31 protein-coding genes and 1 riboswitch are annotated in these 25,549 nt (G+C 68.9%); of the genes, 11 read left to right on the top strand and 20 right to left on the bottom strand.

The genetic code is table 11. From position 1 onward, the window contains the following. Positions 1 to 6: 6 nt before the first annotated feature. From EZE58_RS03715 to EZE58_RS03705, 3 genes are read left to right on the top strand one after another with little or no spacing between them, the layout of a single operon-like run. Positions 7 to 456 carry an META domain-containing protein gene (locus tag EZE58_RS03715; protein ID WP_063250978.1) on the top strand — a complete coding sequence of 150 codons (450 nt, stop codon included), beginning with the start codon at positions 7 to 9 and terminating at the stop codon, positions 454 to 456. Next, on the top strand, positions 456 to 761 hold the full coding sequence (locus EZE58_RS03710) for an META domain-containing protein (protein ID WP_063250979.1): 306 nt from the start codon (positions 456 to 458) through the stop codon (positions 759 to 761). Before EZE58_RS03715 ends, EZE58_RS03710 begins: the two co-directional genes overlap by 1 nt. Then, a complete protein-coding gene (locus EZE58_RS03705) occupies positions 762 to 1,922 on the top strand; it encodes a DUF808 domain-containing protein (RefSeq protein ID WP_167559816.1) in 1,161 nt (386 codons plus the stop codon). It abuts the gene before it with no gap. A gap of 119 nt (positions 1,923 to 2,041) precedes the next feature. Here EZE58_RS03705 and EZE58_RS03700 read toward each other — a convergent pair whose 3' ends face one another. The 7 genes from EZE58_RS03700 to EZE58_RS03670 form a co-directional block, all read right to left on the bottom strand. Next, positions 2,042 to 2,932, bottom strand: coding sequence for an ABC transporter ATP-binding protein (locus EZE58_RS03700; RefSeq protein ID WP_205772080.1), 891 nt, complete (start codon positions 2,930 to 2,932; stop codon positions 2,042 to 2,044). After that, positions 2,929 to 4,023 (bottom strand): iron chelate uptake ABC transporter family permease subunit, encoded by a 1,095-nt coding sequence (locus EZE58_RS03695; RefSeq protein ID WP_167559814.1) that lies wholly within the window; start codon positions 4,021 to 4,023, stop codon positions 2,929 to 2,931. The genes EZE58_RS03700 and EZE58_RS03695 overlap by 4 nt, the downstream gene beginning before the upstream one ends. After that, positions 4,020 to 5,105 (bottom strand): iron chelate uptake ABC transporter family permease subunit, encoded by a 1,086-nt coding sequence (locus EZE58_RS03690; protein WP_082835041.1) that lies wholly within the window; start codon positions 5,103 to 5,105, stop codon positions 4,020 to 4,022. Before EZE58_RS03690 ends, EZE58_RS03695 begins: the two co-directional genes overlap by 4 nt. Before the next feature lie 84 nt (positions 5,106 to 5,189). Then, complete coding sequence (locus EZE58_RS03685) at positions 5,190 to 5,669, bottom strand: SufE family protein (protein ID WP_063250981.1); 480 nt, start codon at positions 5,667 to 5,669, stop codon at positions 5,190 to 5,192. Beyond that, a complete protein-coding gene (locus EZE58_RS03680; RefSeq protein WP_063250982.1) occupies positions 5,669 to 6,571 on the bottom strand; it encodes a sulfurtransferase in 903 nt (300 codons plus the stop codon). Before EZE58_RS03680 ends, EZE58_RS03685 begins: the two co-directional genes overlap by 1 nt. Positions 6,572 to 6,616: 45 nt before the next feature. After that, positions 6,617 to 7,441, bottom strand: coding sequence for an alpha/beta fold hydrolase (locus EZE58_RS03675; protein WP_095375759.1), 825 nt, complete (start codon positions 7,439 to 7,441; stop codon positions 6,617 to 6,619). 16 nt (positions 7,442 to 7,457) lie between these two features. After that, positions 7,458 to 7,964, bottom strand: coding sequence for an SRPBCC family protein (locus EZE58_RS03670; protein ID WP_009375039.1), 507 nt, complete (start codon positions 7,962 to 7,964; stop codon positions 7,458 to 7,460). A 61-nt stretch (positions 7,965 to 8,025) separates the two neighbouring features. On the opposite strand from EZE58_RS03670, the gene EZE58_RS03665 reads away from it, so the two are divergent. Beyond that, positions 8,026 to 8,484, top strand: a complete 459-nt coding sequence (locus EZE58_RS03665; RefSeq protein ID WP_063250984.1) for an NUDIX domain-containing protein — start codon at positions 8,026 to 8,028, stop codon at positions 8,482 to 8,484. A gap of 90 nt (positions 8,485 to 8,574) precedes the next feature. On the opposite strand, the gene EZE58_RS03660 is transcribed toward EZE58_RS03665, so the two are convergent. Beyond that, the gene (locus tag EZE58_RS03660) at positions 8,575 to 9,534 is read right to left on the bottom strand and encodes an iron-siderophore ABC transporter substrate-binding protein (RefSeq protein ID WP_167559813.1); all 960 of its coding nucleotides are present in this window, start codon (positions 9,532 to 9,534) and stop codon (positions 8,575 to 8,577) included. Positions 9,535 to 9,628: 94 nt separating this feature from the next. Then, positions 9,629 to 11,110 carry an amino acid permease gene (locus EZE58_RS03655; protein WP_095375757.1) on the bottom strand — a complete coding sequence of 494 codons (1,482 nt, stop codon included), beginning with the start codon at positions 11,108 to 11,110 and terminating at the stop codon, positions 9,629 to 9,631. A 184-nt stretch (positions 11,111 to 11,294) separates the two neighbouring features. Between EZE58_RS03655 and arsM the strand changes: the two genes are divergently transcribed. After that, positions 11,295 to 12,065, top strand: coding sequence for an arsenite methyltransferase (gene arsM / locus EZE58_RS03650; RefSeq protein WP_119296532.1), 771 nt, complete (start codon positions 11,295 to 11,297; stop codon positions 12,063 to 12,065). A gap of 125 nt (positions 12,066 to 12,190) precedes the next feature. Here the strand turns inward: arsM and EZE58_RS03645 are convergent, their stop codons facing one another. Continuing rightward, entirely contained in the window at positions 12,191 to 13,105 is a 915-nt protein-coding gene (locus EZE58_RS03645; protein ID WP_119296533.1) for a 2-dehydropantoate 2-reductase, read from the bottom strand. Then, complete coding sequence (gene thiE, locus EZE58_RS03640; RefSeq protein ID WP_119296573.1) at positions 13,102 to 13,779, bottom strand: thiamine phosphate synthase; 678 nt, start codon at positions 13,777 to 13,779, stop codon at positions 13,102 to 13,104. The genes EZE58_RS03645 and thiE overlap by 4 nt, the downstream gene beginning before the upstream one ends. A gap of 23 nt (positions 13,780 to 13,802) precedes the next feature. Beyond that, positions 13,803 to 13,905: riboswitch (TPP riboswitch) on the top strand. On the opposite strand from thiE, the gene thiO reads away from it, so the two are divergent. From thiO to moeB, 4 genes are all read left to right on the top strand, one after another. Beyond that, a complete protein-coding gene (gene thiO, locus EZE58_RS03635; RefSeq protein WP_063250989.1) occupies positions 13,896 to 15,077 on the top strand; it encodes a glycine oxidase ThiO in 1,182 nt (393 codons plus the stop codon). Its footprint overlaps the riboswitch before it by 10 nt. Then, positions 15,074 to 15,310 (top strand): sulfur carrier protein ThiS, encoded by a 237-nt coding sequence (thiS, locus tag EZE58_RS03630; protein WP_009375023.1) that lies wholly within the window; start codon positions 15,074 to 15,076, stop codon positions 15,308 to 15,310. Before thiO ends, thiS begins: the two co-directional genes overlap by 4 nt. Position 15,311: 1 nt before the next feature. After that, positions 15,312 to 16,097 carry a thiazole synthase gene (locus EZE58_RS03625; RefSeq protein WP_119296534.1) on the top strand — a complete coding sequence of 262 codons (786 nt, stop codon included), beginning with the start codon at positions 15,312 to 15,314 and terminating at the stop codon, positions 16,095 to 16,097. After that, a complete protein-coding gene (gene moeB / locus EZE58_RS03620) occupies positions 16,094 to 17,260 on the top strand; it encodes a molybdopterin-synthase adenylyltransferase MoeB (RefSeq protein WP_119296535.1) in 1,167 nt (388 codons plus the stop codon). Before EZE58_RS03625 ends, moeB begins: the two co-directional genes overlap by 4 nt. Here the strand turns inward: moeB and EZE58_RS03615 are convergent. Further along, positions 17,244 to 17,723, bottom strand: coding sequence for an SRPBCC family protein (locus EZE58_RS03615; protein WP_009375017.1), 480 nt, complete (start codon positions 17,721 to 17,723; stop codon positions 17,244 to 17,246). The genes moeB and EZE58_RS03615 overlap by 17 nt on opposite strands. Before the next feature lie 48 nt (positions 17,724 to 17,771). Here EZE58_RS03615 and EZE58_RS03610 point away from each other — a divergent pair, with 48 nt between their 5' ends. After that, positions 17,772 to 18,413, top strand: coding sequence for a mismatch-specific DNA-glycosylase (locus EZE58_RS03610; protein WP_009375015.1), 642 nt, complete (start codon positions 17,772 to 17,774; stop codon positions 18,411 to 18,413). Between the two features lie 16 nt (positions 18,414 to 18,429). Here the strand turns inward: EZE58_RS03610 and EZE58_RS03605 are convergent, their stop codons facing one another. The 3 genes from EZE58_RS03605 to EZE58_RS03595 form a co-directional block, all read right to left on the bottom strand. Further along, positions 18,430 to 19,026 carry a thymidine kinase gene (locus EZE58_RS03605; RefSeq protein ID WP_167559811.1) on the bottom strand — a complete coding sequence of 199 codons (597 nt, stop codon included), beginning with the start codon at positions 19,024 to 19,026 and terminating at the stop codon, positions 18,430 to 18,432. A 19-nt stretch (positions 19,027 to 19,045) separates the two neighbouring features. Beyond that, positions 19,046 to 19,699 carry a PepSY domain-containing protein gene (locus EZE58_RS03600; RefSeq protein WP_009375011.1) on the bottom strand — a complete coding sequence of 218 codons (654 nt, stop codon included), beginning with the start codon at positions 19,697 to 19,699 and terminating at the stop codon, positions 19,046 to 19,048. 155 nt (positions 19,700 to 19,854) lie between these two features. Beyond that, positions 19,855 to 20,316 (bottom strand): VOC family protein, encoded by a 462-nt coding sequence (locus EZE58_RS03595; protein ID WP_009375009.1) that lies wholly within the window; start codon positions 20,314 to 20,316, stop codon positions 19,855 to 19,857. A 187-nt stretch (positions 20,317 to 20,503) separates the two neighbouring features. On the opposite strand from EZE58_RS03595, the gene EZE58_RS03590 reads away from it, so the two are divergent. Continuing rightward, positions 20,504 to 20,794 (top strand): YrhK family protein, encoded by a 291-nt coding sequence (locus EZE58_RS03590; RefSeq protein ID WP_009375007.1) that lies wholly within the window; start codon positions 20,504 to 20,506, stop codon positions 20,792 to 20,794. Here EZE58_RS03590 and EZE58_RS03585 read toward each other — a convergent pair. The 5 genes from EZE58_RS03585 to EZE58_RS03565 are packed head-to-tail and all read right to left on the bottom strand — an operon-like array spanning position 20,788 to position 25,546. Beyond that, the gene (locus EZE58_RS03585) at positions 20,788 to 21,240 is read right to left on the bottom strand and encodes an HXXEE domain-containing protein (protein ID WP_009375005.1); all 453 of its coding nucleotides are present in this window, start codon (positions 21,238 to 21,240) and stop codon (positions 20,788 to 20,790) included. The two genes, EZE58_RS03590 and EZE58_RS03585, sit on opposite strands and share 7 nt — an antisense overlap. A gap of 34 nt (positions 21,241 to 21,274) precedes the next feature. Beyond that, a complete protein-coding gene (locus tag EZE58_RS03580) occupies positions 21,275 to 22,810 on the bottom strand; it encodes an ABC transporter ATP-binding protein (protein WP_131248601.1) in 1,536 nt (511 codons plus the stop codon). Further along, positions 22,807 to 23,619, bottom strand: coding sequence for an energy-coupling factor transporter transmembrane component T (locus tag EZE58_RS03575; RefSeq protein ID WP_009375002.1), 813 nt, complete (start codon positions 23,617 to 23,619; stop codon positions 22,807 to 22,809). Before EZE58_RS03575 ends, EZE58_RS03580 begins: the two co-directional genes overlap by 4 nt. After that, positions 23,620 to 24,471, bottom strand: a complete 852-nt coding sequence (locus tag EZE58_RS03570) for a histidine kinase (protein WP_167559809.1) — start codon at positions 24,469 to 24,471, stop codon at positions 23,620 to 23,622. It lies immediately after the preceding gene. Next, entirely contained in the window at positions 24,446 to 25,546 is a 1,101-nt protein-coding gene (locus EZE58_RS03565) for a nucleoside hydrolase (protein ID WP_009374997.1), read from the bottom strand. The genes EZE58_RS03570 and EZE58_RS03565 overlap by 26 nt, the downstream gene beginning before the upstream one ends. Positions 25,547 to 25,549 lie beyond the last annotated feature (3 nt).

Here is a 25,549-nt window from a genome sequence, read left to right as displayed (position 1 = left end):
CGGGACATGGACATTGCCACACAGCATCGCCCGTCCCTCCGACTTCTGCTCGGCGCGGTCGCCCTCGCGGCGACGTTGCCGCTGGCCGCGTGTGCGAACGGAGCCGAGCCCTCGGAACCGGCCTCCTCCTCGGCGAGTGATCCGAGCACTCCGAGTGAGACGGAGTCCGCGACCGTCGACCCGGTCGGCAAGTGGACCTCTCCCGAAGCCGGCGAACCGTTCCTCGAGTTGAAGGAAGACGGCAGCGTTGAAGGCTCCGACGGCTGCAATGCGATCAAGTCGAGCTGGACTCTCGACGGAGACACGATCACCATCGAACCCTTCACCAGCACGCAGAAGGCGTGCGCGGGAGTCGACTCGTGGCTGTCCAAGGCCGCCGCAGCGACGATCGAAGGAGACGTCATGACGGTCAAGGACGGACAGGGATCGGTCATCGGCGGATTGGAGAAGCAGTGATGACTCAGAGCATCAACGGCAGGTGGACGCCGGAGGCGGGATCGAAGGCGTTCCTCGACTTCGGTGAGGACGGCGCGCTCACCGGCAGCGACGGCGCCAACCGCATCGTCACGTCGTGGGAGGCCGGCGGAGACGGCAGCGCGACGATCTCTCAGTTCCTCACCACCCAAATGGCCGCCCCGGGCATGAAGATGTGGGTCGGTCGGGCCCGCGCAGCCAAGGTCGACGGCGACACCCTCATCGTGTTCGACCATGCCGGCAACCGCCTCGGCGAGATGACCCGCAGCTCACAGGAGGAACAGTAGATGGCCGGCGGTCTCTTCGCACTCCTCGACGACGTCGCCGCCCTCGTCAAACTCTCTGCGGCGAGCCTCGACGATGTCGCCGCCGGTGCCTCGCGCGCCGGCGCGAAGACCATCGGCGTCGTCGTCGACGATGCCGCGGTGACGCCGAAGTTCGTCGAAGGCGTCGACCCGAAGCGAGAGCTGCCGATCATCAAGCGCATCGCCATCGGCTCGCTCTTCAACAAGATCGTCATCATCCTGCCGATCATCCTCCTCCTCAGCCAGTTCCTTCCCTGGCTCCTCACTCCGCTGCTGATGATCGGCGGCACCTATCTCTGCTTCGAGGGTGCCGAAAAGGTCCTGGAGAAGCTCGGATGGATCGAACACCACGGCCCGGCGCAGGAGGATCCGCAGTCCAGTGAGGTCAGTGAAGCCGATCGGGAGAAGAAGATCGTCCGCTCGGCGATCACGACCGACTTCGTGCTCAGCTGCGAGATCATGGTCATCGCGCTCAACGAGGTGGCCGACGAAAGCCTGCTCTCGCGCGCAGTCATCCTCGTCGTCGTCGCCCTCGCCATCACGGTCGGCGTCTACGGACTCGTCGCCCTCATCGTCAAGATGGACGACATCGGCCTCCACATGGCTCAGAAGGAGAACCCGAGCTCGCAGAAGTTCGGACGCTCGCTCGTCCAGGCCATGCCGAAGCTCTTGGCCGGGCTCTCGGTCGTCGGCACTCTCGCGATGCTCTGGGTCGGCGGGCACATCATCCTCGTCGGCACCGACGAGCTCGGCTTCACCGCCATCTACGACTTCGTCCACAGCCTGGAGGCTCCTGCCGCCGAGGTGGCAGGCATCCTCGGTTGGCTCGTCAACACCTTCTTCTCCCTCATCCTCGGGGCGATCTGGGGTGGGATCGTCGCCGCGATCGCCATCGGCATCCAGAAGCTGCTCAAGAAGCCGGGTGCCGACTCGGGCCACGCTGCGACGACGGCACCGGCCGCGCAGGGCACTGCGGCGACGTCGGCCACCGGCTCCGAGACCGACCGGAAGCCGTCGGATCAGGTCGCGGACGGTGAACGGAAGGCACCCAAGGACGACGGGACTCCGGTCGACAACGGTCCGTCGGCCGCCGACGGTGAGGGTCCTGCCGAACGACGGGGACACCAACCGCCCGCGCGCTGAATCGGGCGGTCGGCATCGAACCGAGAGACTGCAGAGCGCACAGTGGCGGCCGGTCCCGGATGGGGCCGGCCGTCACTGTGTCGTTGTCGCTGTGCCGCCGTCAGCCGCCCGGCTGCTGATCAGACCGCCTCGGCGCTCTGACGCTGCGCGAAGGTCTTCTTCGGCGGCCCCGGGACGATCATCGGGGCGCCGGTGACAGGGTCGTCGATGACGCTGCAGTCGATGCCGAAGACGTCGTGGACGAGTTCGGCGGTGACGATGTCCGCGGGCGCTCCCTGCGCGACGATCTCACCGGATTTCATCGCGATGATCTCATCGGCGTAGCGGCATGCCTGATTGAGGTCGTGGAGGACGGCGACCAGTGTGTGCCCGTGTTCGTGGTTGAGCTGGGCGAAGAGGTCGAGCAGCTCGATCTGGAAGGCGACGTCGAGGAACGTCGTCGGCTCGTCGAGGAGGAGCAGCGGCGTCTCCTGGGCGAGCACCATCGCCACCCACACACGTTGGCGCTGACCACCGGAGAGCTCGTCGACGAGGCGGGAGGAGAGTTCCTCGGTGTTCGTCGCGCGAAGCGCCGAGAGCACGGCGACCTCGTCCGCCTCCGTCCACTGCTTGAGGAACGACTGGTGCGGGTGGCGCCCACGGGCGACGAGCTCGCCGACGGTGATCCCCTCGGGAGCGATCGAGCTCTGCGGCAGCAGGCCGAGGCGCTTGGCGATCTGCTTGGTCTTCATCGTCGAGATGTCGCTGCCGTCGAGGAGCACCGTGCCCTTCGCCGGAGGCAGCAGCCGTGCCAGAGCCCGCAGCAGCGTCGACTTCCCGCACGCATTGGGCCCGACGATGACCGTGAACTGACCGGCCGGGATCTGCACATCGAGATCGGTGACGATCTGCCGCTGGTCGTAGGCGAGGTCGAGGTTCTCCGCCGCGAGCGGGCTGGAACCGCTGCCGGTGGGACCCTCCGCCGCCGCACCGATGGCCGGTGTGTCCCCTGCGATGGTGTGAGCGCTCATTGTGCCCTCCGAGCTTCTTGGATGAGGAGCCAGATCAGGTAGACGCCGCCGATGCACACGGTGACGACGCCGACGGGGAGTTGGGTCTCGCCCAGGGCATGCTGGGCGATGAGATCGGCCGCGACGAGGAGCAGAGCGCCGACGGCGGCGGCCATGGGCAGGCTTGTGCCGTGGGACCTCGCGAGGCGCCGCCCGATCTGCGGGGCCGCCAGCGCCACGAAGGCGATCGGCCCGGCCGCCGCGGTGACGACGGCGACGAGGGCGACGGCGATGAGGATGAGTGCTGCGCGCACGGGTTCGTTGCGGACGCCGAGTGCCCTGGCCGTGTCGTCGCCGAGCTCGAGGGTTCCGAGGTCACGGGAGAAGAGGCCGCACCCGAGGCTGAGGACGACCACGGCGATGGCCGCCGGGAGGATCGTCGACCAGCCCATGCCGTTGAGGGAGCCGGCTCCCCACGTCGCCGCGGCCATCGCAAGGTCGAGGTCCGCACGCATGATCAGCCACGTGTTGAAGGCACCCAGCATAGCCGTGAGCGCGATGCCGACGATGATGAGGCGGAAGCCCTGCACTCCGCCCTTCCACGTGAGGAGGTAGACGAGGAGGGCGGTGAGCATGCCGCCGATGATGGCGCCGGCGGCCGTGGAGACGAAGCTCGTGCCGAAGACGATGATCGTGACGATGCCGCCGGTGTAGGCGCCGGTCGAGAAGCCGATGATGTCGGGGCTGCCGAGCGGATTGCGGGTGAGCGACTGGAAGACGGCCCCGGAGACGCCGAGTCCCGCACCGAGGACGATGCCCGCGAGGATCCGCGGGGCCCGCCACTCCCCCACGACGGTGTTGACGATGCGCTTGTCGGCGATCCCGAAGAGCCCTTCGACCACCTCGGCGGGGGTGAGGGTGAACTTGCCGAGGAGGAGCCCGGCGAACCCGCAGATGAGAGCCAGGAGGGTGACGATGGCGGCGGTGACGACGACGCGGACGTCGACGCGCAGCCCGAAGACGCGCGCCATCGGGCGCCCGAAGTCGATCGTCTCCCCGGGGGCGACCGCGCCGCCGGGGACGAGTGCAGTGGAGCTGTCTGAGGACTTCACAGGCCGCTCGCCTTCTTCCGGCGGACCAGGGCGATGAGCACAGGAGCGCCGACGAAGGCGGTGACGACACCGACCTGCAGCTCCCCCGGCTTCATGACGACGCGGCCGATGATGTCGGAGCCGAGCAGGAGGATCGGCGAGAGGATGAGCGAATAGCTGAGGATCCACCGCTGATCAGGTCCGACGATCCACCGCGCGATATGCGGGATCATCAGACCGATGAAGCCGATCGGACCCGCCGCCGCGGTCGCCGCACCGGCCAGTAAGGTGACGGCGATGATCGAGAGGACGCGCGTGCGATGGACCGAGGTGCCGAGGCTCGCCGCGAGATCATCGCCGAGGGCCACAGCGTTGAGCGAGTGGGACAGGGCGAGGGCGAGGGCGACGCCGACGGCGATGAACGGGAGGACGGCGAAGACCGTGTCGAAGCCGCGTCCCGCGATCGCGCCGACGTCCCACGCGCGGAAGGCGTCGAAGGCGCGTTCGTTGGTGAGCAGGATGCCCTTCGTCAGACCGGTGAGCACCGCGGCCACCGCGACCCCCGCCAGGGTCAGGCGGATCGGATCGACGGTGCGGGTGCGACCCGCGGAGCCGATGATGTACACGCCGGTCGTCGCGAGCAGGGCGCCGACGAAGGCGAACCAGATGTACCCGCTGACCGAGGTGATGCCGAAGAAACCGATGCCGATGGTCACCGCGAACGACGCACCGGCGTTGACTCCGAGGATGCCGGGATCGGCGAGCGGATTGCGCGTGAGCGCTTGGATGAGTCCGCCGGCCAGTCCGAGGCCCATCCCGACGAGGAGGCCGAGCACGGTCCGCGGGTAGCGCAGCTCGAGGACGACGAGCTGGTCGTCGCTGCCTGTCGGGGCGAAGAATGCACCGACGACCTCCGACAGGGGCATGTCCCTGGTGCCGATCGCCAGCGAGGCGAGGACGATGAGGACGAGCACGACGAGTGAGACGATGAGGCCGACTGCGCGCCTGACCTTGAGCGCCGTCGACGTCGCCTGTCCTGTCACCGGAGCCTGGACTGTCGATGATGGGGGTGTCGCCGAGGCGGGGGTGGCGAAACCGGTCATCGGGAGGGTCCTTCGACATGGCTGATAAGGGCAGGCTAACCACAATCTAGCCCACTTCACTCACTCAGCCAACCGCGCGTGGGACTATGCGGATGTGATCTTGCCGATCCTCTCGGACACCTGACGCTGGATGCGCGAGAGCATTCCGCTCATTCCGCGCAGTCGCAGCGGACTCACCGCCTCGGTGAGCGAGAGGCGCAGCGGCAGGTCCGCGGGGACGGAGAGGACCGCCTCGGCGGACTGACCGTCGAGCCCTTCCGAGAGGATGCCGGCGAACCCCCGCGTCGTCGGAGCCTCGGGCGGGGCGGAGAAGTGCAGACGCACGGTCGCCTGCTCCCCCTGCTCCGGGTCGTCGACCTCGGTGACGAGGAAGATCGGCGACTGGCACTCGGGGACGGGCTCGAGAAGCTCCGGATGGTCGGCGAAGCGAGCCGGCAGCCCCGGAAGCTCGGAGGAGAACTCGAGGAGGAGCTGCAGCCGCTCGGAGGGCTCGGTCTCGGCGAAGTCGGTGACGATCTCGGCCAGCGACTCGGGGAGATCTGAGGTGACGATGTCCTCACTCATCAGGACGGACGCACCTCACCGGGTTCGGTTCCGGTGGCGATGGGGACGCGCACGGCGTTGCCCCACTCCGTCCAGGACCCGTCGTAGTTGCGGACATTGTCGTAGCCGAGGAGATGGTGGAGGACGAACCAGGTGTGGCTCGAGCGCTCTCCGATGCGGCAGTACGCGATGATGTCATCCGAGGTGCCGAGGCCCGCGCCGTCGGTGTAGATCGCACGCAGCTCGTCGGCGGTCTTGAATGTTCCGTCCTCGTTCGCCGCCTTCGCCCACGGCACCGACTGGGCGCCGGGGATGTGTCCCCCGCGCAGCGCACCCTCTTCCGGGTAGGCGGGCATGTGGGTGCGTTCGCCGCTGTACTCCTCGGGGCTGCGGACGTCGATGAGCGGTCGAGTGCCGAGGCTGTCCCGGACTTCGGGGAGGAAGGCACGCAGCGTCGAGTCGTCGCGGTCGATGACCGGGTAGTCGGTGGGCGTGCGCTCGGGCCTGTCCGTCGTCATCTCGCGGCCCTCTGACTCCCACTTCGCGCGACCGCCGTCCATGAGGCGGACATCGGGGTGCCCGAAGAGGGAGAACACCCAGAGGGCGTACGCGGCCCACCAGTTGGACTTGTCGCCGTAGAAGACGATCGTGTCCTCACGTGAGATGCCCTTGGCGGAGAGGAGCTTCGCGAAGCCCTCGCCGTCGACGTAGTCACGGGTGACGGGGTCGTTGAGTTCGGTGTGCCAGTCGACCTTGACCGCGCCGGGGATGTGACCGGTCTCGTAGAGGAGCACATCCTCGTCGCTTTCAATGACGACGACACCCGGGTCGGCCCCGTGCTCGGCCACCCAGTCGGTGCTCACCAGCCGGGCTCCGTCGGCGTAGTCGGCGAACTTGGGCGTCGGGTCAGTCGGTGTGCTCACTCGGTCCTCCTGGGATGTCGGTACTCGTATTGCTCAACAGTGTGCTCAACCAGCATATTCCGGTCGCGTGAGGAACGTCCGCACGGCCGTCACGAAGGCCTCGGGCTTCTCCGAGTGGACCCAGTGTCCTGAGCCCTTGACGGTGAGCAGGGTCGTGCGAGGGAAGAACGAGCGCATGAGCGGCAGCTGCTCCCGGTCGATGTAGTCCGATTCCGAGCCGGCCACCCAGAGCACGGGCCGGTCGAATGTCGTCGCTCCGGTCTCGAGCGCGACGAGTTCTCCCGGATCCGGGAAGCACCCGATCGTCGGCAGGCTCTCCCGGAGCAGGGTGAGGTTCGGCTGCCAGGAGTATCCGCCCGCACTCGGACGCAGGTTCTGGAGCAGGAACCCCCGGACCACCGGGTCGGGGATCTGCGCCTGCAGGGCCTGGTCAGCCTCGGAGCGCGACGAGACGGTGTCGAGGTCGAGTTCGGCGAGACTGGTGAGGAGATGGTTGAACGTTCCCACATCCCCTCCCCCGCTGGGAGCGATGTCGACGACGACGAGGCGGTCGACGAGCTCGGGGTGGCGCAGGGCGAGGACCATGGCGACCTTGCCCCCGAGGGAGTGGCCGACGAGGTGGACGGGGAGCTGGGAGGGATCGACCGCCTCGGCGATGGCGGAGGCGACGGCGTCGGCCGTGGCGACGTAGCTGAACTCGTCCGTCCATGCCGAATCCCCGTGGTCGGGGAGGTCGACGAGGAGGCTCGAGAACTCCGGGGTCAGGGCCTTCGCAACGGTCGCGAAGTTCTTGCCCCGGCCGAAGAGGCCGTGGAGGAAGACGATGAGTCTCCCGCTGTCACCGATGCGTCTGCTGGCGATCTCATTCACGCCTCCAGACTACCCTTCACCGGCGGCCGGTGACCGTCCTGTCGAGGGAGGCGAGGGAGGCGGCGAGAAACGCAGGCGGGACGACCGGGAACCCGCCGAACTGGTCGCGGACGTCCTGAGTCGTGTCCGACCAGTCGTAGGTCAGGGTCACCTCGGTGCCGGCCTCGACCGGATGGAGATCGTAGCGCCAGCGCCACCCTCCGGTCCTCACCTCGCCGACGGCGTCGGCCTGACCCGGGTCCCAGGCGATCGCCGTGTCCGGCTCGAAGGTCGTGACGACGTTGTCCATCCGGTAGGCACCTCCCGCCTGCTCGAGGAACATGTTCATCGAGAAGACCTGCCCCGTGCGGGTGATGGGCTCTGTCGTGATCGACGAGCGCACCCAGTCGCCGGGCTCGGTGTCCTGGTGACGGTTGGGGTCGGAGAGAACGGCGAAGATCTCCTCCGCTGGGGCGGCGATGACGCGCGTGTGGGACATCTTGTCGTCGGGATAGTCGGCGTTGCGCCCAGAGGATTCGGCCATGGTCCCAGCCTAGGCACGGGGTGAGCGAATGTGAAGTCGGCCACATGGGTAGGGTGTGGGCATGGACTTGCACTTCTCCGAGTACGACACGCGCCTGGCCGGCTACGCGGTGATCGTCAATGACGACAATGAGATCCTGCTCAGCTGGTTCAACGGAGGCGGCGAGCCGGGGCGGGCGCTGTGGACTCTGCCCGGCGGAGGCATCGACTACGACGAGAGCATCGAGGAGGGCACGGTCCGCGAGATCCGCGAGGAGACCGGGTTCGACGCCGAACTCATCCGCCCGCTGACCACCCACAGCTTCACCGAGAAGCGCCGCGGCAGCGGGCGGCCGTTCAAGGGGGTGCGGGTCGTCTACCTCGCCGAGGTGGTCGGCGGGACCCTGGGAACCCTGGAGATCGACGGGACGACGGACCGGGCGGAGTGGATCTCGATCGCCGCGCTGCCGCGCATCCGGCACGCCCGGATCATCGACGTCGGACTCGACGCGTGGCGGGCCGAACGCGCAGCGCAGCGGTGAGCGCTGTGCGCCGCTCAGCGCAGCGCAGCGGTGAGCGGAAACCCAGCGGTGAGCGCCGAACCCGGCTGAGTCCGGCGCTGCGGCCGCCGGCTACTTGACGGCCGGTGCGATGAGCTCGGGCATCTTCTCGACTGCATATCGGGCCGAGAGCACGGAGTTGAGCGAGAACGCCTTGCGCAGGTCGTCGTCCTTCTCGGTGAGGACCACGGAGCGTCCGTCCGCGACCGCGGGGATCCGCTGGAAGCCGGGATCGTCGGTGATCTCCGTGTCGGGGACGTCGATGGGGAAGGCGATGAGGAGATCGGCATCGAGTTCGTCGAGCTTCTCCTCCGAGACGGGAGCGCTGAACCCCTCGGCCTTGAGCGCGTCGATCTTCGGTGACTGCTCGAAGCCGAGGTTCTCCATGAACTGGACGCGCTCGGTGCCCTTGACATAGGCGCCCCAGCCCTCCGAGGTCTTCGCCGCCACGGTTACGGTCTTGCCTTCGTACTCGGGGTTGGCCTCACGTGCGGCGGCGAACTGCGCCTCGAGGTCCTCGAGCTGCTTCTTCCCCTCGTCCTCCTTGCCGAGTGCCTCGGAGATCATCGTCACCTGCTCGTCCATCGAGGTGAGGTAGTTGTCCCCGCCCTCGGGCGGGCCCACGGTCGGAGCGATCTCGGAGAGGCGGTCGTAGCGCTCCTGCTCCCCTGAGCTCTTGACGTCGAGGATGACGTCGGGGTCGAGTGCCGCGATCGCCTCGTAGTCGGGTTCCATGGTGGCGATGATCTCCGGGGGCGTGGTGTAGAGGTCGGCCGCCCACGGGCCGACTCCCGACCCGCCGAACTCGACCCAGTCGGAGGCACCGACCGGCTGGACGCCGAGGGCAAGAGCGGTCTCCGCGTCGCCCCACCCGAGAGCGACGACGCGCTGCGGGTCGGCCGGGACCTCGACCGCGCCGAACTTCGTGTCCACCGTGGCACCGCCGGCGGTCTCCTCCGGGGTGCTGCCGCCGCCCGAGCAGGCGGTCAGCAGCAGTGCCGAGGCAAGGATGGGGGCGAGGAATCTGCGCATGGGTCTCTTTCTCACAGCCGAGCTTGGTCTTAGGTGAGCCTAGCTTAATCGAGGAGGGCGGGTTCCCAGAATCGTGCGCGCGGCAGGCGCGCGATCAGGCCTTCGGAGTGATCTCGAGTCCGTCGACGTCGACGTCCTTGAGGCTGATGAATCGGGATCTGGGGCCGGTGATGAGGCGGTGGAGTCCCCAGACGAGGAGGAAGATCGGCAGCCCGATGTACGCCGAGGCGACTTCGAGGACACGGCCGTCGGCGACGGCTTCGATGTTCTGTCCGGCGACGACGACGATGAGCATGACGAGGGCGATGATCGGCCCGATCGGGAACAGGGGCGCCCGGTACGGAAGGTTCTCGACATCGTGCCCCTGGTGGACGTAGGCGCGGCGGAAGCGGAAGTGGCACCACGCGATGCCGATCCAGACGATGAATCCGGAGAGCCCGGAGACGTTGATGAGCCACGTGTACGCCGCCCCGTCGCCCATCACCTCGGTGAGGAATCCGAAGAGTCCGACGAAGGCGGTCGCGAAGAGCGCCATGACAGGCACCCCGCGCTCGTTGAGGCGGGCGAACAGCCTCGGTGCGGTGCCCTCCTTCGCCATCGCGTAGAGCATGCGGGTCGACGCGTAGAGACCGGAGTTGCCGGCAGAGAGGATCGCGGTGAGGATGACGGCGTTCATCACGCTTGCGGCCACGGCGATGCCTGCACGTTCGAAGACGAGGGTGAAGGGTGAGGCGGTGATGTCCTCATTGTCGGCCGAGGCGAGCAGGGACGGGTCGGTGTAGGGCAGGAGGAACCCGATGACGACGATCGCGCCGATGTAGAAGAGCATGATCCGCCAGAACACCGTGCGGATCGCTCGCGGCATGTCCCGGCGCGGATCCTTCGACTCTCCGGCGGCGACGCCGACGAGTTCGGTGCCCTGGAAGGAGAAGCCGGCGATCATGAACACGGCGATGATCGACATCCATCCCCCCGCGAACGGAGCCTCGCCGGTCGTCCAGTTCGAGAAGCCCGGGGAGGGTCCGCCGAGGATGCCTGCGATCATGAGCACGCCGAGGACGAGGAAGACGAGGACGGCGGTGACCTTGATCGCGGAGAACCAGAACTCGCCCTCGCCGAAGGCACGGGCGGAGAGGAAGTTGAGCCCGGTGAGCAGGGCGAGGAAGACCGCGGCCCAGATCCACGAGGGCACGTCGGGCAGCCAGAACGACATGATCACCCCGGCGGCGACGAGCTCGGCGGCGAGCGTGATCGCCCAGTTGAACCAGTAGTTCCACCCCATGGCGAAGCCGAAGGAGGGGCTGATGTACTTCGACCCGTACGTGTGGAAGGAACCCGCGACGGGCAGGTGGGTGGAGAGCTCCCCGAGGGACTGCATGACGAAGAGGACCATGACGCCGATCGCGGCGTAGGCGAGCAGCGCGCCTCCGGGACCGGCCTGAGAGATCGTTCCGCCCGAACCGAGGAAGAGGCCGGTGCCGATGGCACCACCGATCGCGATCATCTGCAGGTGCCTCGTGTGCAGTCCCCGCTTGAGTTCGCGGGTCTCCGTCGCCGAGGTGTCCGCCTGAGTCATCCTGTCCCCTGCTCGTTGCTGTCGGACCCGGTTGCAGGCCCCGGCCATTCTACTCACATGCCGTCGGCGACGCGGGTGCCGCAGCCGGAGCGGCTGGGGGCGGACGGCGGCGTTGACACGTGCTGGGGAGACGACCAGGATCGATCTCACACCGGTGACGAGGAAGCGACGGAGAGGAAGCGCTATGGCTGACGACGACCAGGTCCGCGAAGCAGTGCGGGCGCGTTATGCGGAGGCGGCGACGGCCTCCGCATCCGGAGTGGGCAACGATGAGCTGCTCCGCGAGGACGGCAGCGCGGACTGCTGTCCCGAATCCCCGCGCGGATTCGGTGCCGGACTCTATGACGCGACGACGGTCGGGGGCATGCCCGTCGGCGCCGTCGAGGCGAGTCTCGGCTGCGGGAACCCCACCGACGTCGCCGAGCTCCGGGATGGCGAACGGGTGCTCGATCTCGGTTCGGGCGGTGGTCTCGACGTCCTCCTCTCCGCCCGCCGGGTCGGTGCGACCGGATTCGCCTACGGGGTGGACATGACCGATGAGATGCTCGCTCTCGCCGAGGAGAACCGGGCGAAGTCGGGCCTGACGAACGTCGAGTTCCTCAAAGGCACGATCGAAGCCGTCCCGCTCCCGGACGCCGCCGTCGACGTCGTCATCTCCAACTGCGTGATCAACCTCTCCACGGACAAGCACTCCGTGCTCAGCGAGATGTTCCGCGTGCTCGCTCCGGGCGGGCGCATAGGAGTCTCCGATGTCGTCTCCGAAGACCGTCTCAGCCCGCAGGAGCGCAGTGAGCGCGGGTCGCATGTCGGCTGCATCGCCGGGGCTCTGTCACGAACGGAGTATGTCGACGGTCTTCGCGCTGTCGGATTCGTCGACGTCGCGGTCGACTTCACGCGTGAGGTCGCCGACGGCCTGCACTCGGCGATCGTGCGGGCGGTCAAGCCGGCCGGCTGAGCCTGGAAACATCGCTCGCCCTCGTGCTCTCCGGTCTCGCCGAGGCGGCCCATCGTCTCCGCGCAGGCGGCGGCCGGTGCGCGCGGGCTTCCGAAACCGCGGCCAGGCTGCAGACCCCTCTCCGGTCATCCCGCCCGGTCGATCTCGCCTGCTCGCAGCTGCACGAGAGTGAGGTCGAGCAGCGGGGTCGCGACCCCGAGTCCCGCCGCGGTCGCCGCGAGGCTGCCGAGGATGTGCTCGGTCTCGTTGGGCAGTCCGGCGGTGACGTCGCGATAGAGCGATGAGGTGAATGAGGAGCCCTCGGCGGTGAGCATCGAGAGCGTCACCGCGCGGGAGCGCGCCGAGATCGGGTGTCCGGCGCCCATCGCCACGGCTTCGAGCTCGTCGACGATCGCGACGACGTGGGGTTCGCCGCCGGCGGCCATGATCGCCCCGACGGGCGCCCGGAAGAGGCACGTGACCACGCCGGCTGCGGCGATGAAGACCCACTTCTCCCAGAGTGCGTCATCGATGGCATCGATGACCTGGAGGCGGAAGCCGGGGACGTCGAGGGCCTCGACGATCCCGGAAGGCACCTCTCCCCCGCCGAGGCGGCCGATCGTCATCGTCGCCATGTCCGTCATCTGCACAACGTCGTATCCGCGCATCGTGCCGATGATCTTCACGAGGCCCCCGAGCACCTGCCCGGGGAACTCCCTGTCCAGGCGGTCGATATGGGCCATGCCGTTGAGGAACGGAATGATGAGCGTGTCCGGCCCGATCGCCGGGCGAATGTCGTCGATGACCTGGTCGAGGCCGCTGGCCTTGACGGCGATGAGGACGAGGTCCGCAGGGATCGGGTTCGCTGCGAGCTCCTCGGCGGTCGTCACGGCCACCGGGTTCGTCCTGTCCTCGTCGGGGCCGATGAAGCGCAGCCCCGATGCGCGCAGCGCCTCGGCGCGCTCGGGTCGGACGAGGAAGGTGACGTCACGTCCGGCTTCGACGAGGCGGGTGCCGAACGCTCCCCCGGTGGCCCCGGCTCCGGCGATGAGGATCCTCACAGCTCTCCCTTCAGGGTCGCTGCCGCTGCGGCGGGATCATCGGCCTCGGTGACGGCGCGGACGACGACGATGCGCTCGGCTCCGGCTTCGCGCACCGCGTCGAGCCGCTCACCGGCGGCGATGCCGCCGATCGCGAACCAGGGCGTACTCACCCGTCCGGTGATCTCCCGCAGGGGCTCGAGGCCGACGGCCGGTCGCCCGGGTTTCGTCGGGGTCTCCCACACGGGCCCGAGGCAGAGGTAGTCGATGTCGGGGTCGGCGTCGGCGGCGAGCGCCTGGTCGATCGAGTGGGTCGAACGGCCGAGGAGGACGTCGGGTCCGAGCACGGCACGGGCCTGGCCGCTCGTGAGGTCACCCTGTCCGACGTGGAAGACGTCGGCGCCGACGAGGAGGGCGACGTCGGCACGGTCGTTGACGGAGAAGAGCCTGCCATGGCGGCGGGCGGCGTCCCGGAGGACCTCGAGGGCGGCGATCTCCTCTCGTGCCTCCAGGCTCTTGTCGCGCAGCTGGATGATGTCGACGCCCCCGGCGTATGCGGCGTCGAGGAACGCGGCGAGATCGCCCTGCTTGGTCCTGGCATCGGTGCAGAGGTAGAGGCGGGCCGCCTCGAGCGCGCGCCGACGCGCGGTTCGAGTCGTGGTCTGCGTGTCTCGCTGGGCGGAGGACGTTGTCATCACGGGAACCATGCTCCTAGAGTAGAGGAGTTCGCGGGAGCCTCGCTGGGAGGCTGAGAGGGCTTCGTGCCGACCGCCGCACCTGATGCGGGTCATGCCGCCGGAGGGAGAATACAGTGCACGTCATCGTCATCGGGGCCGGGATCATCGGGCTCGCCACAGCATGGGAGCTGCGTGGCCGGGGAGCGTCGGTCACGCTCATCGACCCCGCACCCGGCGAAGGGGCCTCGTATGCCGCCGCCGGCATGATCGCCCCGGCCGCGGAGATCGCGTGGGGGCAGTCTCCGCTCTTCCCCCTCATGCGCACCTCTGCCGATCTCTACCCCGAGTTCGCCTCGCGACTCACCGCCGAGACCGGGCACGACCTCGGCGAGACGCAGACGGAGACCCTCGTGTGCGCCGGGGACAGGGCGGATCTCGCGACCCTGCGGGACCTGCGCGCCCTGCAGGCCGAGGCGGGGTCCGAGGTCGAACTCATCACCGGATCCCGGGCCCGCGATCTCGAGCCCGCCCTCTCGCCAGGGGTGAGCGGGGCGGTGCGCATCCCCGGCGATCATGCCGTCGACCCACGACGGATCACCGGCGCCCTGCTCTCGCTCCTCGACGACGACATCGTCCGTGAGGAGGCGACCGGACTCGTCCGCGTCAGCGGCCGCACCGTCGGCGTCGCTCTTGCCGATGGGCGCAGCCTCACCGCCGACCAGGTCGTCGTCGCCGCCGGTGAAGCGGTGGGGACGATCGCCGGCGTCCCCGACCTGCCGCTGCGAGCCGTGCACGGCGACATCATCCGGCTGCGCACCGACGCGAGCGCACCGCCGCTGCTCACCCGCACCATCCGCGGACTCGTCGCCGGTCGGCCCGTCTACATCGTCCCGCGCCCCGACGGGGAACTCGTCCTCGGCGCCACGTCCCGTGAGGACGGACGGCCCGGGGTGCTCGCCGAGGGAGTCCACCGTCTCCTCCACGATGCCGAACGGCTCGTGCCCGGGATCCTCGATGCCGAGATCACCGAGATCACTGCGCGTGCCCGACCCGGATCACCCGATGACGTGCCGTTCATCGGGCGCACGGACCCCGGCTGCGTCGTCTCCACCGGGTACTTCCGCCACGGGATCCTCCTCACTCCGCTCGGGGCCCGCCTCGGTGCCGATCTCACCCGCGGTGAGGACTCGCCGTGGCTGCCCGCAGGGGCGCCCGCGGCCCTTGCTCCCCGCCGCTTCTCCGAAGCCGCACAGTCGAACGAGAGCCCGTCTCCGCGCCTTGTGGCGGCGATGACCACAGCAAGGAAGGAACCATGACCATCACACTCAACGGGGAGAGCAGCGAGCTCGCCTCAGGCACCACGGCCCGCTCGCTCGTCGAGCACGTCACCGGCAGGCAGCTCGCGACGGACGGGACTCCCGTCGACGGAGGCCGTCTCGGGGTGGCCCTCGCTGTCGACGGTGAGGTCATCCGCCGTGGACTCTGGGCCGAGTTCGCCATCGTCGACGGCCAGACCGTCGACATCGTCACTGCTGTGCAGGGAGGCTGAGATGAGCTGGACGATCGACGGAGCGACCTTCGACTCCCGCCTCGTCATGGGCACCGGAGGGGCGAGCACCCTGAGCATCCTCGAGAACGCACTGACCGCCTCGGCGACGGAGCTGACGACCGTGGCGATCCGCCGTTTCGACGCTGACGCCAGGGACTCGGTCTTCGCCCTCCTCGAACGACTCGGCATCCGCTCCCTGCCGAACACCGCGGGCTGCTATACCGCCCGGGACGCTGTGCTCACGGCCAAGCTCGCCCGGGAGGCGCTCGAGACCTCGTGGGTCAAACTCGAGGTCATCGCTGACGAGGACACCCTCCTGCCCGACCCGGTCGAGCTCTTCCGGGCGGCCGAGGAGCTCGTCCTCGACGGGTTCACGGTCTTCGCCTACACCAACGACGATCCGGCGCTCGCGAAGCGCCTCGAGGACGCCGGGGTCGCCGCGGTCATGCCGGCAGGGGCCCCGATCGGCTCGGGTCTGGGCATCCTCAACCCCCACAACATCGAGACGATCGTCGCCCGTGCGCAGGTGCCCGTCATCCTCGATGCCGGCGTGGGCACGGCCTCGGATGCGGCGCTGGCGATGGAGCTCGGGTGCACGGCCGTGCTGCTCGCCTCGGCGGTCACCCGCGCCCATGACGCACCGGCGATGGCTCGGGCGATGGCGCTCGCCGTCGAGGCGGGCCGCCTGGCTCGGGGCGCGGGACGGATCCCCAAGCGTCCGCTGGCACTCGCCTCCTCACCTCACGAGGGCAGGGTCACCACGGAGAACCTGGTGATGGGGCCATGAGCGGGACACCTCTGCGCCCGCTCGTCGAGCCCGTCGACGCGCTCACGCCCGATGAGCTCGCCCGGTACGCGCGGCATCTCAGCCTCCCAGAGGTCGGAGATCTCGGCCAGCGGCGGCTGCGGGCCGCGCGGGTCCTCGTCGTCGGCGCCGGCGGCCTCGGAGCCCCGGTGCTCCAGTACCTCGGGGCGGCGGGGATCGGACTCCTCACCGTCATCGACGACGACCGCGTCGAGGTCTCGAACCTTCAGCGCCAGATCCTCCATCGCGATGCCGACGTCGGCCGCCCCAAGGCAGACTCGGCCAGGGATGCGCTGCTGCGCCTCGACCCGCATCTGTCCGTGACCGCCCTCGCGGAACGCCTGAGCCCGGACAATGCACTCGAGCTCTTCGCCGCCCACGATCTCGTCATCGACGGTGCGGACAACTTCGCGACCCGGTATCTGTCCAACGATGCCGCCGAGCTCACCGGCACCCCGCTCGTGTGGGGGACGATCTTCCGCTTCGAGGGCCAGGTGAGCACCTTCGTGCCCGGTCACGGACCGATGCTGCGCGACCTCTTCCCCGACATCCCCGACGCCGATTCGGTGCCCACCTGTGCCGAGGGAGGAGTCCTCGGCGTCCTCTGCGGTCTCGTCGGATCGACGATGGCCGCCGAGGCCGTCAAGCTCATCTGCGGCATCGGGGACCCCCTCATCGGCAGGCTCCTGCGCACGGATGTGCTGGGGACGACCTTCACGACGCTGCGTTTCTCCGCCGACCCGGATCGGCCTGCCGTGACCGACCTCACCGAGGTCGCCGTCGCGTGTGCGGCTCCCCCGGCAGCTTCGGCGCCCGCCGTCGACGAGGTCACCGTCGCCGAGGCTCGTGCGTTGGGGGCCGACGCGGTCATCGTCGATGTCCGCGAGGAGTGGGAGCGGCAGGTCCAGTCCATCCCCGGCACCGTCCATGTGCCCCTCGACGTCGTCGTCGACCGGGGGTGGCCGGCCCTCGACGAGGTGGTCGGCCCCGCCACCGACATCGTCGTCCACTGCCGGTCGGGAGTCCGGTCGGCGAAGGCCGTGGCGGCCGCGGCTCCCGGCACTCCGGAGGGAGTGCGCCTGCGCTCGCTGGCCGGCGGGATCGAGGCCTGGTCCGCCGCGGACTCCCCTACGCCCGCGCGCTGAGGCGACGGCGCAGGCCGGTCTCGCCTGCGGCCATGACCGCGGCATGCATCCTGGCCGACAGGGGGCGCAGCAGGCGTGGGGCCAGACGCGTCGTCGTCACGCACCACACGGCATCGATGACGGTGAGCGGTCCCGACCGGCGCAGCGTCCACACCCCGGTACCGCGCAGGTCCCCCTCGGCGCTGAGCACGACCTGCCGGGGCGGGTCGATCGCTTCGATGCGCAGCATCATCGACAGGGAGAGGCCGAGGGGGCTGCGCACACCGATCTGCGCCCTGGAGCCTTCGGCGAGCGTTCCGTCGACAGCGTGCACCCACGCCAGTCCCGGCCACCAACCAGGCCAGTCGTCGATGGCGGAGAGCACGTCCCACACCGGCTCGACCGCTTCGGCGACGCGCCAGGTCGTCTCGAAGTGGAACGGAGCGGACTCGCCTGATTCCGCTCGGGTGTGTGCGTGGCTCATGCCGGACCTCCGTTCGGCTCGTCGTCCTTCGACGGTAGTCTGGGGGACGTGTCCGAGGAAAGCCGCAGCTCCCGCAGACCGTCCCCGCTGGCGGGACGGAAACCGACCAAGGACGATCTCGCCCGCTTCGCCACCGACGATCCCGATGCGATCGACGATGTGCTGCCCGCGGGTTCCGGGCAGCTCTCCCTCCTGATCGTCGGCATCAATCCGGGTCTGTGGACGGCGGCGGTCAACGCCCCGTTCGCCCGCCCCGGCAACCGCTTCTGGCCCTCGCTCCACCAGGCGGGGCTCACCGACCACCTCGTGGATGCGTCTCTCGGCCTCTCGATCGAGGATGAGGAGCATCTGCTCTCCCGCGGCATCGGCATCACCAACCTCGTCGGTCGGGCCACCGCGAGAGCCGATGAGCTGAGGAACGAGGAGTTGCGCGACGGAGGGGCGAGGCTCGTCGAGCGCCTCTCGGAGATCCGCCCGAAGGCGGTGGCGATCGCCGGCATCACCTCGTTCCGCATCGCCTTCTCCCAGCCGAAGGCCACACTCGGGGTCCAGGACACGTCCCTCATTCCCGGCTGGCCTGCGGACATCGAGCTGCGGGTCGTCCCGCAGCCGAGCGGTCTCAACGCGCACTACAACATCGCCGCTCTCGCCGAGATCTGGCGTCAGGTTTGGGCCGACATCGCCGACTGACCGCAGAGCGTATGGGTCAGGGCTCCGTTGCGGTGCCGTGTCCGAAGTGCTCTCGGCAGCGGGCGACGTACGAGTCGAGGCCGCCGATGTGGCTGGCGTCGATGTCGGTGGCCGACCCGGCGGGTGCAGCGGCGATGCGCTCGTGGAAGACGGCGTCGCGCCCGCACACCGTGCACACTGCCGTGAGCTTCGTGACGTCCTCGGCAAGTGCCATGAACGTCGGCAGTGGTTCGAACGGATCACCGTCGAAGGTCACGCACAGTCCCTCGACGATGACATCGATGCCGCGGGAGAGGAGCTTCTCGACCGCGGGCACGAGGTCGGGGCCGAAGAACTGGGCCTCATCGATGGCGACGAGGTCGACGTCCTCGGCTCGGGCCGCCTCGGCGAGGGAGGCGACGTCTCCGACGGGAACGGCGGGCACGGTCACCCCGATGTGGGAGGTGACGGCGGAGAGCTCCGCCCTGGTGTCGAGGGAATGGCTGATGACCAGCGCTTCGACACCGGCGATGCGGGCGCGACAGACCCGGCGCATGAGCTCTTCGGACTTGCCGGAGAACATCGGGCCGGTGATGACCTCGAGGCGACCACAGGAGCCGGCTGGTGCGTGCATGACACCAGACTACGTCGGCTCACCCGTCGACGGTGACCTTCTTCGTCTCGACGTCGACGGTGACCTCGGACTCCGTGCCCGCGTCGTCGTAGTCGAACTGGTACTCGATGCGGTCGTCGTCGGATTCGAGCTTCCAGCTCGTCAGTCGGCCCTTGCCCTGTTCGGAGGCGCGGTTGAGGGCCTCGTCGAAGGGCAACGGGTCGGTGAGGTCGATGGCCTGCTCGGAGTCGTCGGTTGTGTCCTGTTCGGTCTTGGCGATCTTTCCCGACTGAGCGTCGACGTCGATGTCGAAGTCCGTCCTGTCCTTGAGGATCTTCACCTCGTACTGCCACGCGCCGTCGCGGCGGTCGTAGTCGAGTTCGATCGCATGGACGGTGCCGTTGCCGGCCTCCTTCTGCGCGACGGCGATCGCCTCGTCGGGGGTCACCTGCGGGGAGGCGGAGCTGAGGTCGGCGTCCTCCGGCAGGTCGGAGGCGCCGGTCGGAGCCGACTGCGCAGTGGTGTCGTCGGGGCTCGAGCCCGCGGACCCGGAGTCCTCGGACTGCGTGGGCACCGGGTCACCGCTCGTCGGCGCCTGCTCGGTCTCGTCTCCGCTGTTCGAACAGCCGGCGAGGGTGAGGCTGAGGGTGAGGGCGACAGCGGCTGTGAACGGGACGGGTGAGACGGTGTTCATACCTGCCACGGTAGCAACGCGGGCTCGTCGAGGACATGACTCTAAGAGAATTATCATCGCCGTTGGCCAGGGACGACCCGGCTGACCAGCAGGTCTCCCAGGCGCCGGGTGAAGATCGGGCCCGGGCACCGTCCTGCGGGATCAGTCAGCGCCAGTCAGTCAAGGCAGAACTCATTGCCTTCGGGGTCGGCCATGACGATGAAGCCGGTCTCCATCGGCGGGGCCGGGTCGAACCGCTCGAGCCGAGTCGCACCGAGTCGCTCGAGGCGAGCGCATTCGGCTTCGAGCGCTTCCATCCGCTCGCTGCCCTGGAGTCCCGGAGCGGCACGGACATCGAGGTGGACGCGGTTCTTCACCGTCTTGTCCTCGGGCACCGTCTGGAAGAAGACGCGCGGTCCGCGCCCGGCGGGATCCTCGATCGCCGCGCGCATGTCTTCGGGTCGCATCTCCACGCCGAGTGAGTCGAGGAAGGTCTTCCACGCGGCGAACGGATCATCGCCGTCGGCAAGGGTGACTCCGGGCGGGCCGGGAATGACGTACCCGAGCACCTCGGCCCAGAACCGGGCGAGCAGGATCGGATCATGGCTGTCGACGGTGATCTGCACGGAACGGCTCATCGTCTCTCCTCATCGAGATCGGGCGGCACGCCTCTCGCGTGCCATCACCTCCGAGGCTAGACGACGACCCTGACACGGGTGCGGGGGGCATCCGCTCGTCAGGACCACCACCTCGGCGGATGGCCAACTCCACTTGCTTCTGCGTACCATCGCAGAGGCCGTCGCCATCGACTGACTGGAGGAATGCGTGCACACGCAGGACCGTGAACTGACCATGCACATCGGACACGACGAGATCGTCATCCGTCAGCGCTACCAGATGCTCAGCATCACCAACGACGTGCTCATCGGCCTGTGGTTCCTCATCGGCAGCTTCATGTTCTTCTCCGACGAGCTCATGTTCGCCGGCACATGCCTCTTCGTCCTCGGCAGCATCGAGATGCTCATCCGCCCGGTCATCCGCTTCGCCCGTCACATCCACCTGCAGAAGTACCGCGGCCCCGGCTCGCTCGCCACCGACTCGTCGTTCGACTACTGAACCCAGGCTCTCGCCACACCATGGCAGGCGAGCGCCGCGACCACCATCATCGGTGCCCCCACCGCCCTTTCGGCGTGGGAGAGGGCGTGACCGGTCGCTGCCAGCTCGCGCTCGGCGAACCGTGCCCCGGGAAGCATGAAGGGGACCGCGGTGAGGACCCCCGCCGTGTACCGCCTCAGCACCACCGAGGCCGCCACATGCGACCACACGTGGAGGTCGAGCCCGGCGAGCGTTCGGCGATAGAAGCGCGAACGCCCGTTCGTCACCGCGCCCCGCACACACGCGGTCGCGACGACGGCGCCCATGAGCCCGATCGCCACCGCCGACTGCCGTGCGGAGATGCGCAGCCAATCCGCTCCCGGCTCCTCGGCCAAGCGGGAGGTCGTCACGGGTAACGCGATGAGCTCTTCGAGGTCGTGGATCGCCCACGCCGCGAAGAGTGTCACGGGACCTCGTGCTCTCACAGCGGAACCACCATGCTCATGGCCGGTTTCGCCGCTCGGTGAGTCTGCCCGCTTCGAGGCGTACGACCCGGTGCGCCGTTCCCGCCCACCGTTCGTCGTGGGTCGCAGCCAGCACAGCGCCTCCCCCACGAAGGAAGCCCGCGATGAGACCGGTGAGCCTGCTCATGTCCCCATCATCCCTGCCCTGGGTGGGCTCGTCGAGGAGAAGGATCGGCGGGGCCGTGACGAGCAATGACGCAATGACGACGTCCTTGCGTCGGGCAGTCCCCAGGTCGAAGGGGTGGGTCCCGGCAACGCCGGCGAGTCCGGTGGACTCCAGCGCCGAGGCGACCGCCTCCTCCCGTTGCCTGCGCACCGCCTCCCGGTCGCGGCGTCGGTGCGGTGGCAGCGGAGCCGCTCGCAGAAGTTCATCGCGCACGGTGGCACCCGACAGCTGGGCTCCCGGGTCCTGGCCGACCCACCCGAGATGGGCGGCCCTCATATGCGTCGGCAGTTCCGTGAGCGCGATGTCCTCGCCGAAGTGGTGCACCGTCATCGCGCCCGTGACCGCTGCCCCGGGTTCGAGCAGACCGAGCAGCGCCCTGAGCATCGTCGACTTGCCTGCGCCGTTGGCGCCCATGAGGGCGACGAACTCTCCGGGATGGAGGTCGAAGTCGAGACCGTCGAGCACCGAACCGCCTCTGCGCTCGACCCGGAGTCCGCTGACCGAGAGCACAGGCCGGATGGTCGCTCCCGGTTCCACCGGTACTGCCTCTGCCGTATCTGTCTCATTCGGCCATGGCTTCGCCTGCGCGGACCCAGCCGGCTCCGGCTCGACCCGCTCTGGATTCGTCGACCCACCAGCTGGTGTGATCGTGGGGAGAGCGCTCCAGACGCCGTGAGAAGCCAGCGCATGCGGGGTCACTTCTGTCGGCTCGAGCGTCGCTGCGATGCGTCCGTTGCTGAGGAGGCTGATCGCCTTGCAGGCGGCGACCACCTCGTCGAACTGGTGGCCGGTGACAAGCACGGTGCCGCCGCTGGCGCGATGGTCCTCCAGCGCCGAGACGAGACCGGCCCGCATCATGGGGTCGAGGGAGAGCCCCGGCTGGTCGAGGACGAGGAGCGCCGGTTCCAGGGCGAGAAGACCGGCCAGGGCGACGAGCTGTCGCTGCCCTCCAGAGAGCGTCTCGAGTCGACGGTCCCACAGCGCGCCGACACCGAGCGACACCAGTGCCCGTTGCGCGGCAGCCCGTGCTGTCGCCGGGTCACGTCCGCGCAGGCGGCTCGGCAGTTGGACCTCGTCCCCGACCCGGCTGGCCATCCCGCTCAGCTGCGCCTCGGGGTCGTCGCCGAGCATGACGGCGTCTTCGACGGCGCGTGCCTCACCGTGGACCGTGCCCCGGTCGGCGAGCAGCCCGACGGCCAACCGACACAGTGTCGACGTTCCGGAGTTCTGTGGGCCGAGCACCGCATGCATCTCACCGGGGCCGAGGCGCAGGTCGAGACCTGCCAGGACCGGACGGTCGACGCCGCGGCAGGTGACGTCGACTCCGCTGAGGTCGAGCACGTTCATCGCAGTCCTCCGAGCATCTCTTCGGCACCTGGAAGGGGAAGCAGACCGATCACGGAGAGGACGATGAGGATGAGCGTGAGGACGGGACCGCCTCGGCGAAGGAGGCGTTGCCAATGACTGTCCGAATGGTCCTGGAGGGACACGGAATGGTCGGAGGCCGCGAATCCGCGCTGGTCGAGGACCTCGTGTCGTTGGTCGACGGTGACGAGGAGGGACGTGAACAGTCCGGTGACGATGCCGGGCAGCAGGCGGACGCGCACGGACCAGCGGTCGACAGCCCAGCCGCGGGCAGCGCGGGCGTCGAGGACCGTTCGGACCCGGCCACGAACGAGAGGGATGAGGTTGAGCGAGGACGCGCACACGTAGGCGATCGACGCCGGCAGGCCCAGGGCGATGAGACCGTCGAAGAGTCTCGCCGCATCGCTGCCGAGGCCGATGACCGCGCACAGGGCGACAAGCGCCGTCACCCGCAGCCAGAGTTGGACGGCGATCGCGAGCCCTTCGACACTCAACCGCACGGGTCCGGCCTGCCAGAGCACATGGACCTCGGCGCCGGGGTAGAACAGGCCCTGGACGAGGCCGACGACGATGAGCATCGGCACGCACAGGGCGGCGACAGTCGCCGCCCACGTCGTGACTTTCACGGTCGGCGAGGCCACTGCCGCGACAGCGGACCCGACGAGGACGATGAGCGGGATGACCGGGGACGGAATCCCGAACACGAGCACGAGCGCGCATCCGAGGACGATGATCTCGGTGGCCGGGTGCAGGCGCCGGGATCCCGTCTCAGTCAGAGCCGACGAGCTCATTCAGCGCTGGTCAGCGGCGCGGGCACGGCGTGAGAGGCTGTGGCCGGTGAAGGGATAGCGGTCGAGGATCCGCCTGGGCAGGGAACGGACGATGACGTAGGCGAGAGCGAAGATCATCGCCTTGTCGAGCACATCGGAGAAGAGGCTCTGGGCGATGGTCGCGGCGAGCATCTCCTGGCCCGTGGCCTGGAGGATGGCGACGACGCTCCCCGTGCCCGTCCCGAGTCCGCCGCCGAAGACGTAGGCGGCGACCGGCGCGGCGAGGGCCGCGGTGGGCACACCGGCGATCGCTCCGGCCAGGACGGCGAACCATGGAGTGCGGAAGGCGCCGAGCCGGGCGGCCCATCCGGCGGCGGCACCGATGAAGGCGGCTCCGGTGGTGAAGGCGATGACGCTGGGGTTGAGGGTGACTCCCCAGATGAGGTTCGAGAGGATTCCGGTGAAGGCCCCTGCGGCAGGACCGGCGAGGACGCCGATCATCACGGTGCCGATGGAGTCGAGGTAGAGCGGGATCGTGGTCATCGTGCCGACGATCTGGCCGATGACGATGTTGAGGGCGATCGCGACGGGGATGAGTGCGAGGGTGCTGCGGGGAATGAGCGGCAGGGTGCCTGCCGCGAGGAGGCCGCCGCCGACGAGGTAGCCGACCATGACCCACAGAGTGGTGTGGCCGAGATCGATGCCGAGGTTCGCAGGCTGGGTGAGGAGAACGGCGAGGTAGGTCGTGACGATGACGAGCGTGCCGAGGAGCGTGAGGGTGAGCGCGAGTGCGGGGATGCGGGTTTGTCCGGGACCAGTCGGTGCGGCTGGCCCCTGCCCAGAGAGGCTACGTGTTGGGCTGTGGTCGATCATGGTGCGGTCCTTCCTTGAGGGTGGCGCCGAGGTGGTCGAGGAAGGCGTCAGCATCGATCGTGCGGATGATCTCGACGTTCGGGTCCCTCCCCCACCGCCCCAGCCAATCGGCGACGGTTTCGCCTCGTGTGAGTGTACCGGTGAGTTCGACGTCGACCGGCGCCGTCGCTGTCGTGGCCCAGGGCAGGTTGTCTGCCGGCTGGTCGGGGGTGCGTGCCCACGCGAGGGCGCACGCGAGGACGAAGGGGTCGTGGATATGGGCGAGGTAGCCGAGTCCGTCCCAGTCGTGGAATTCGAAGTAGAACCGCAGAGCCTCGCTCATCTGCTCCAGCCACGCCTGCCAGATCGGGTCGGCATCGGTGTCGAGGATGCCGGCGAGGCGCTCGGGGGTCATCGCCACGGCTTCGGTCGCTTCGATCGGGGCGATGACGGGCAGCGCCAGGTCGGGGTCCTCGCTGCGGGCACGGTCGAACGAGGCGAGGACTGTCGCCAGCGCTTCGGGGTCGAAGGTGACGTTCCATTCGGTCGTCGGGTGCGTGTTGCCGCGGTAGTTGAAGGCCCCGCCCATGATGAACAGGCGCCGAAGAAGGTGAGGCAGGCGGGGTTCGATCGCGAGGGCGAGCGCGAGGTTCGTCGAGGGGCCGATGACGACGCCGATGAGCCGCCCGGGGTGGGCCCGCGCGGCATCGACCCAGGCCTGCGCCGCGGAGGTGGCGCTTAATGGCACCGTCGGTTCCGGCAGAGTGGCGTACCCGGCACCGGTCTGGCCGTGGGTGAGGTCCGCGTACTCGATGTCGGCGGTGTCGGGCTCCCCCACCGCCGATCCGGATGGAATCTGTGTGGCCGCTGATCTCTGGCGAGCCAGCGGCAGGGCATCGCCCGCGTGGACGGGGATGTCGTCGCGTCCGGCGAGCGTGAGCCATCTCCGCGTGTTCTCGACGACCTGCGCGGTGGGAACGTTCCCGCCCGAGGCGGCGATGCCGACGACATCGATGTCGTCCTGACAGAGCAGGTAGCCGAGGGCGATTGCATCGTCGATGCCGGGGTCACAGTCGAGGAAGAGCGGCAGTATCATGCG

Source organism: Brevibacterium sp. LS14 (assembly GCF_012027885.1).
Taxonomy (GTDB): Bacteria; Actinomycetota; Actinomycetes; order Actinomycetales; family Brevibacteriaceae; genus Brevibacterium; species Brevibacterium casei.
Note: the sequence above shows the minus strand (reverse complement) of the source record. Positions and strands in the feature narration are given on the sequence as shown.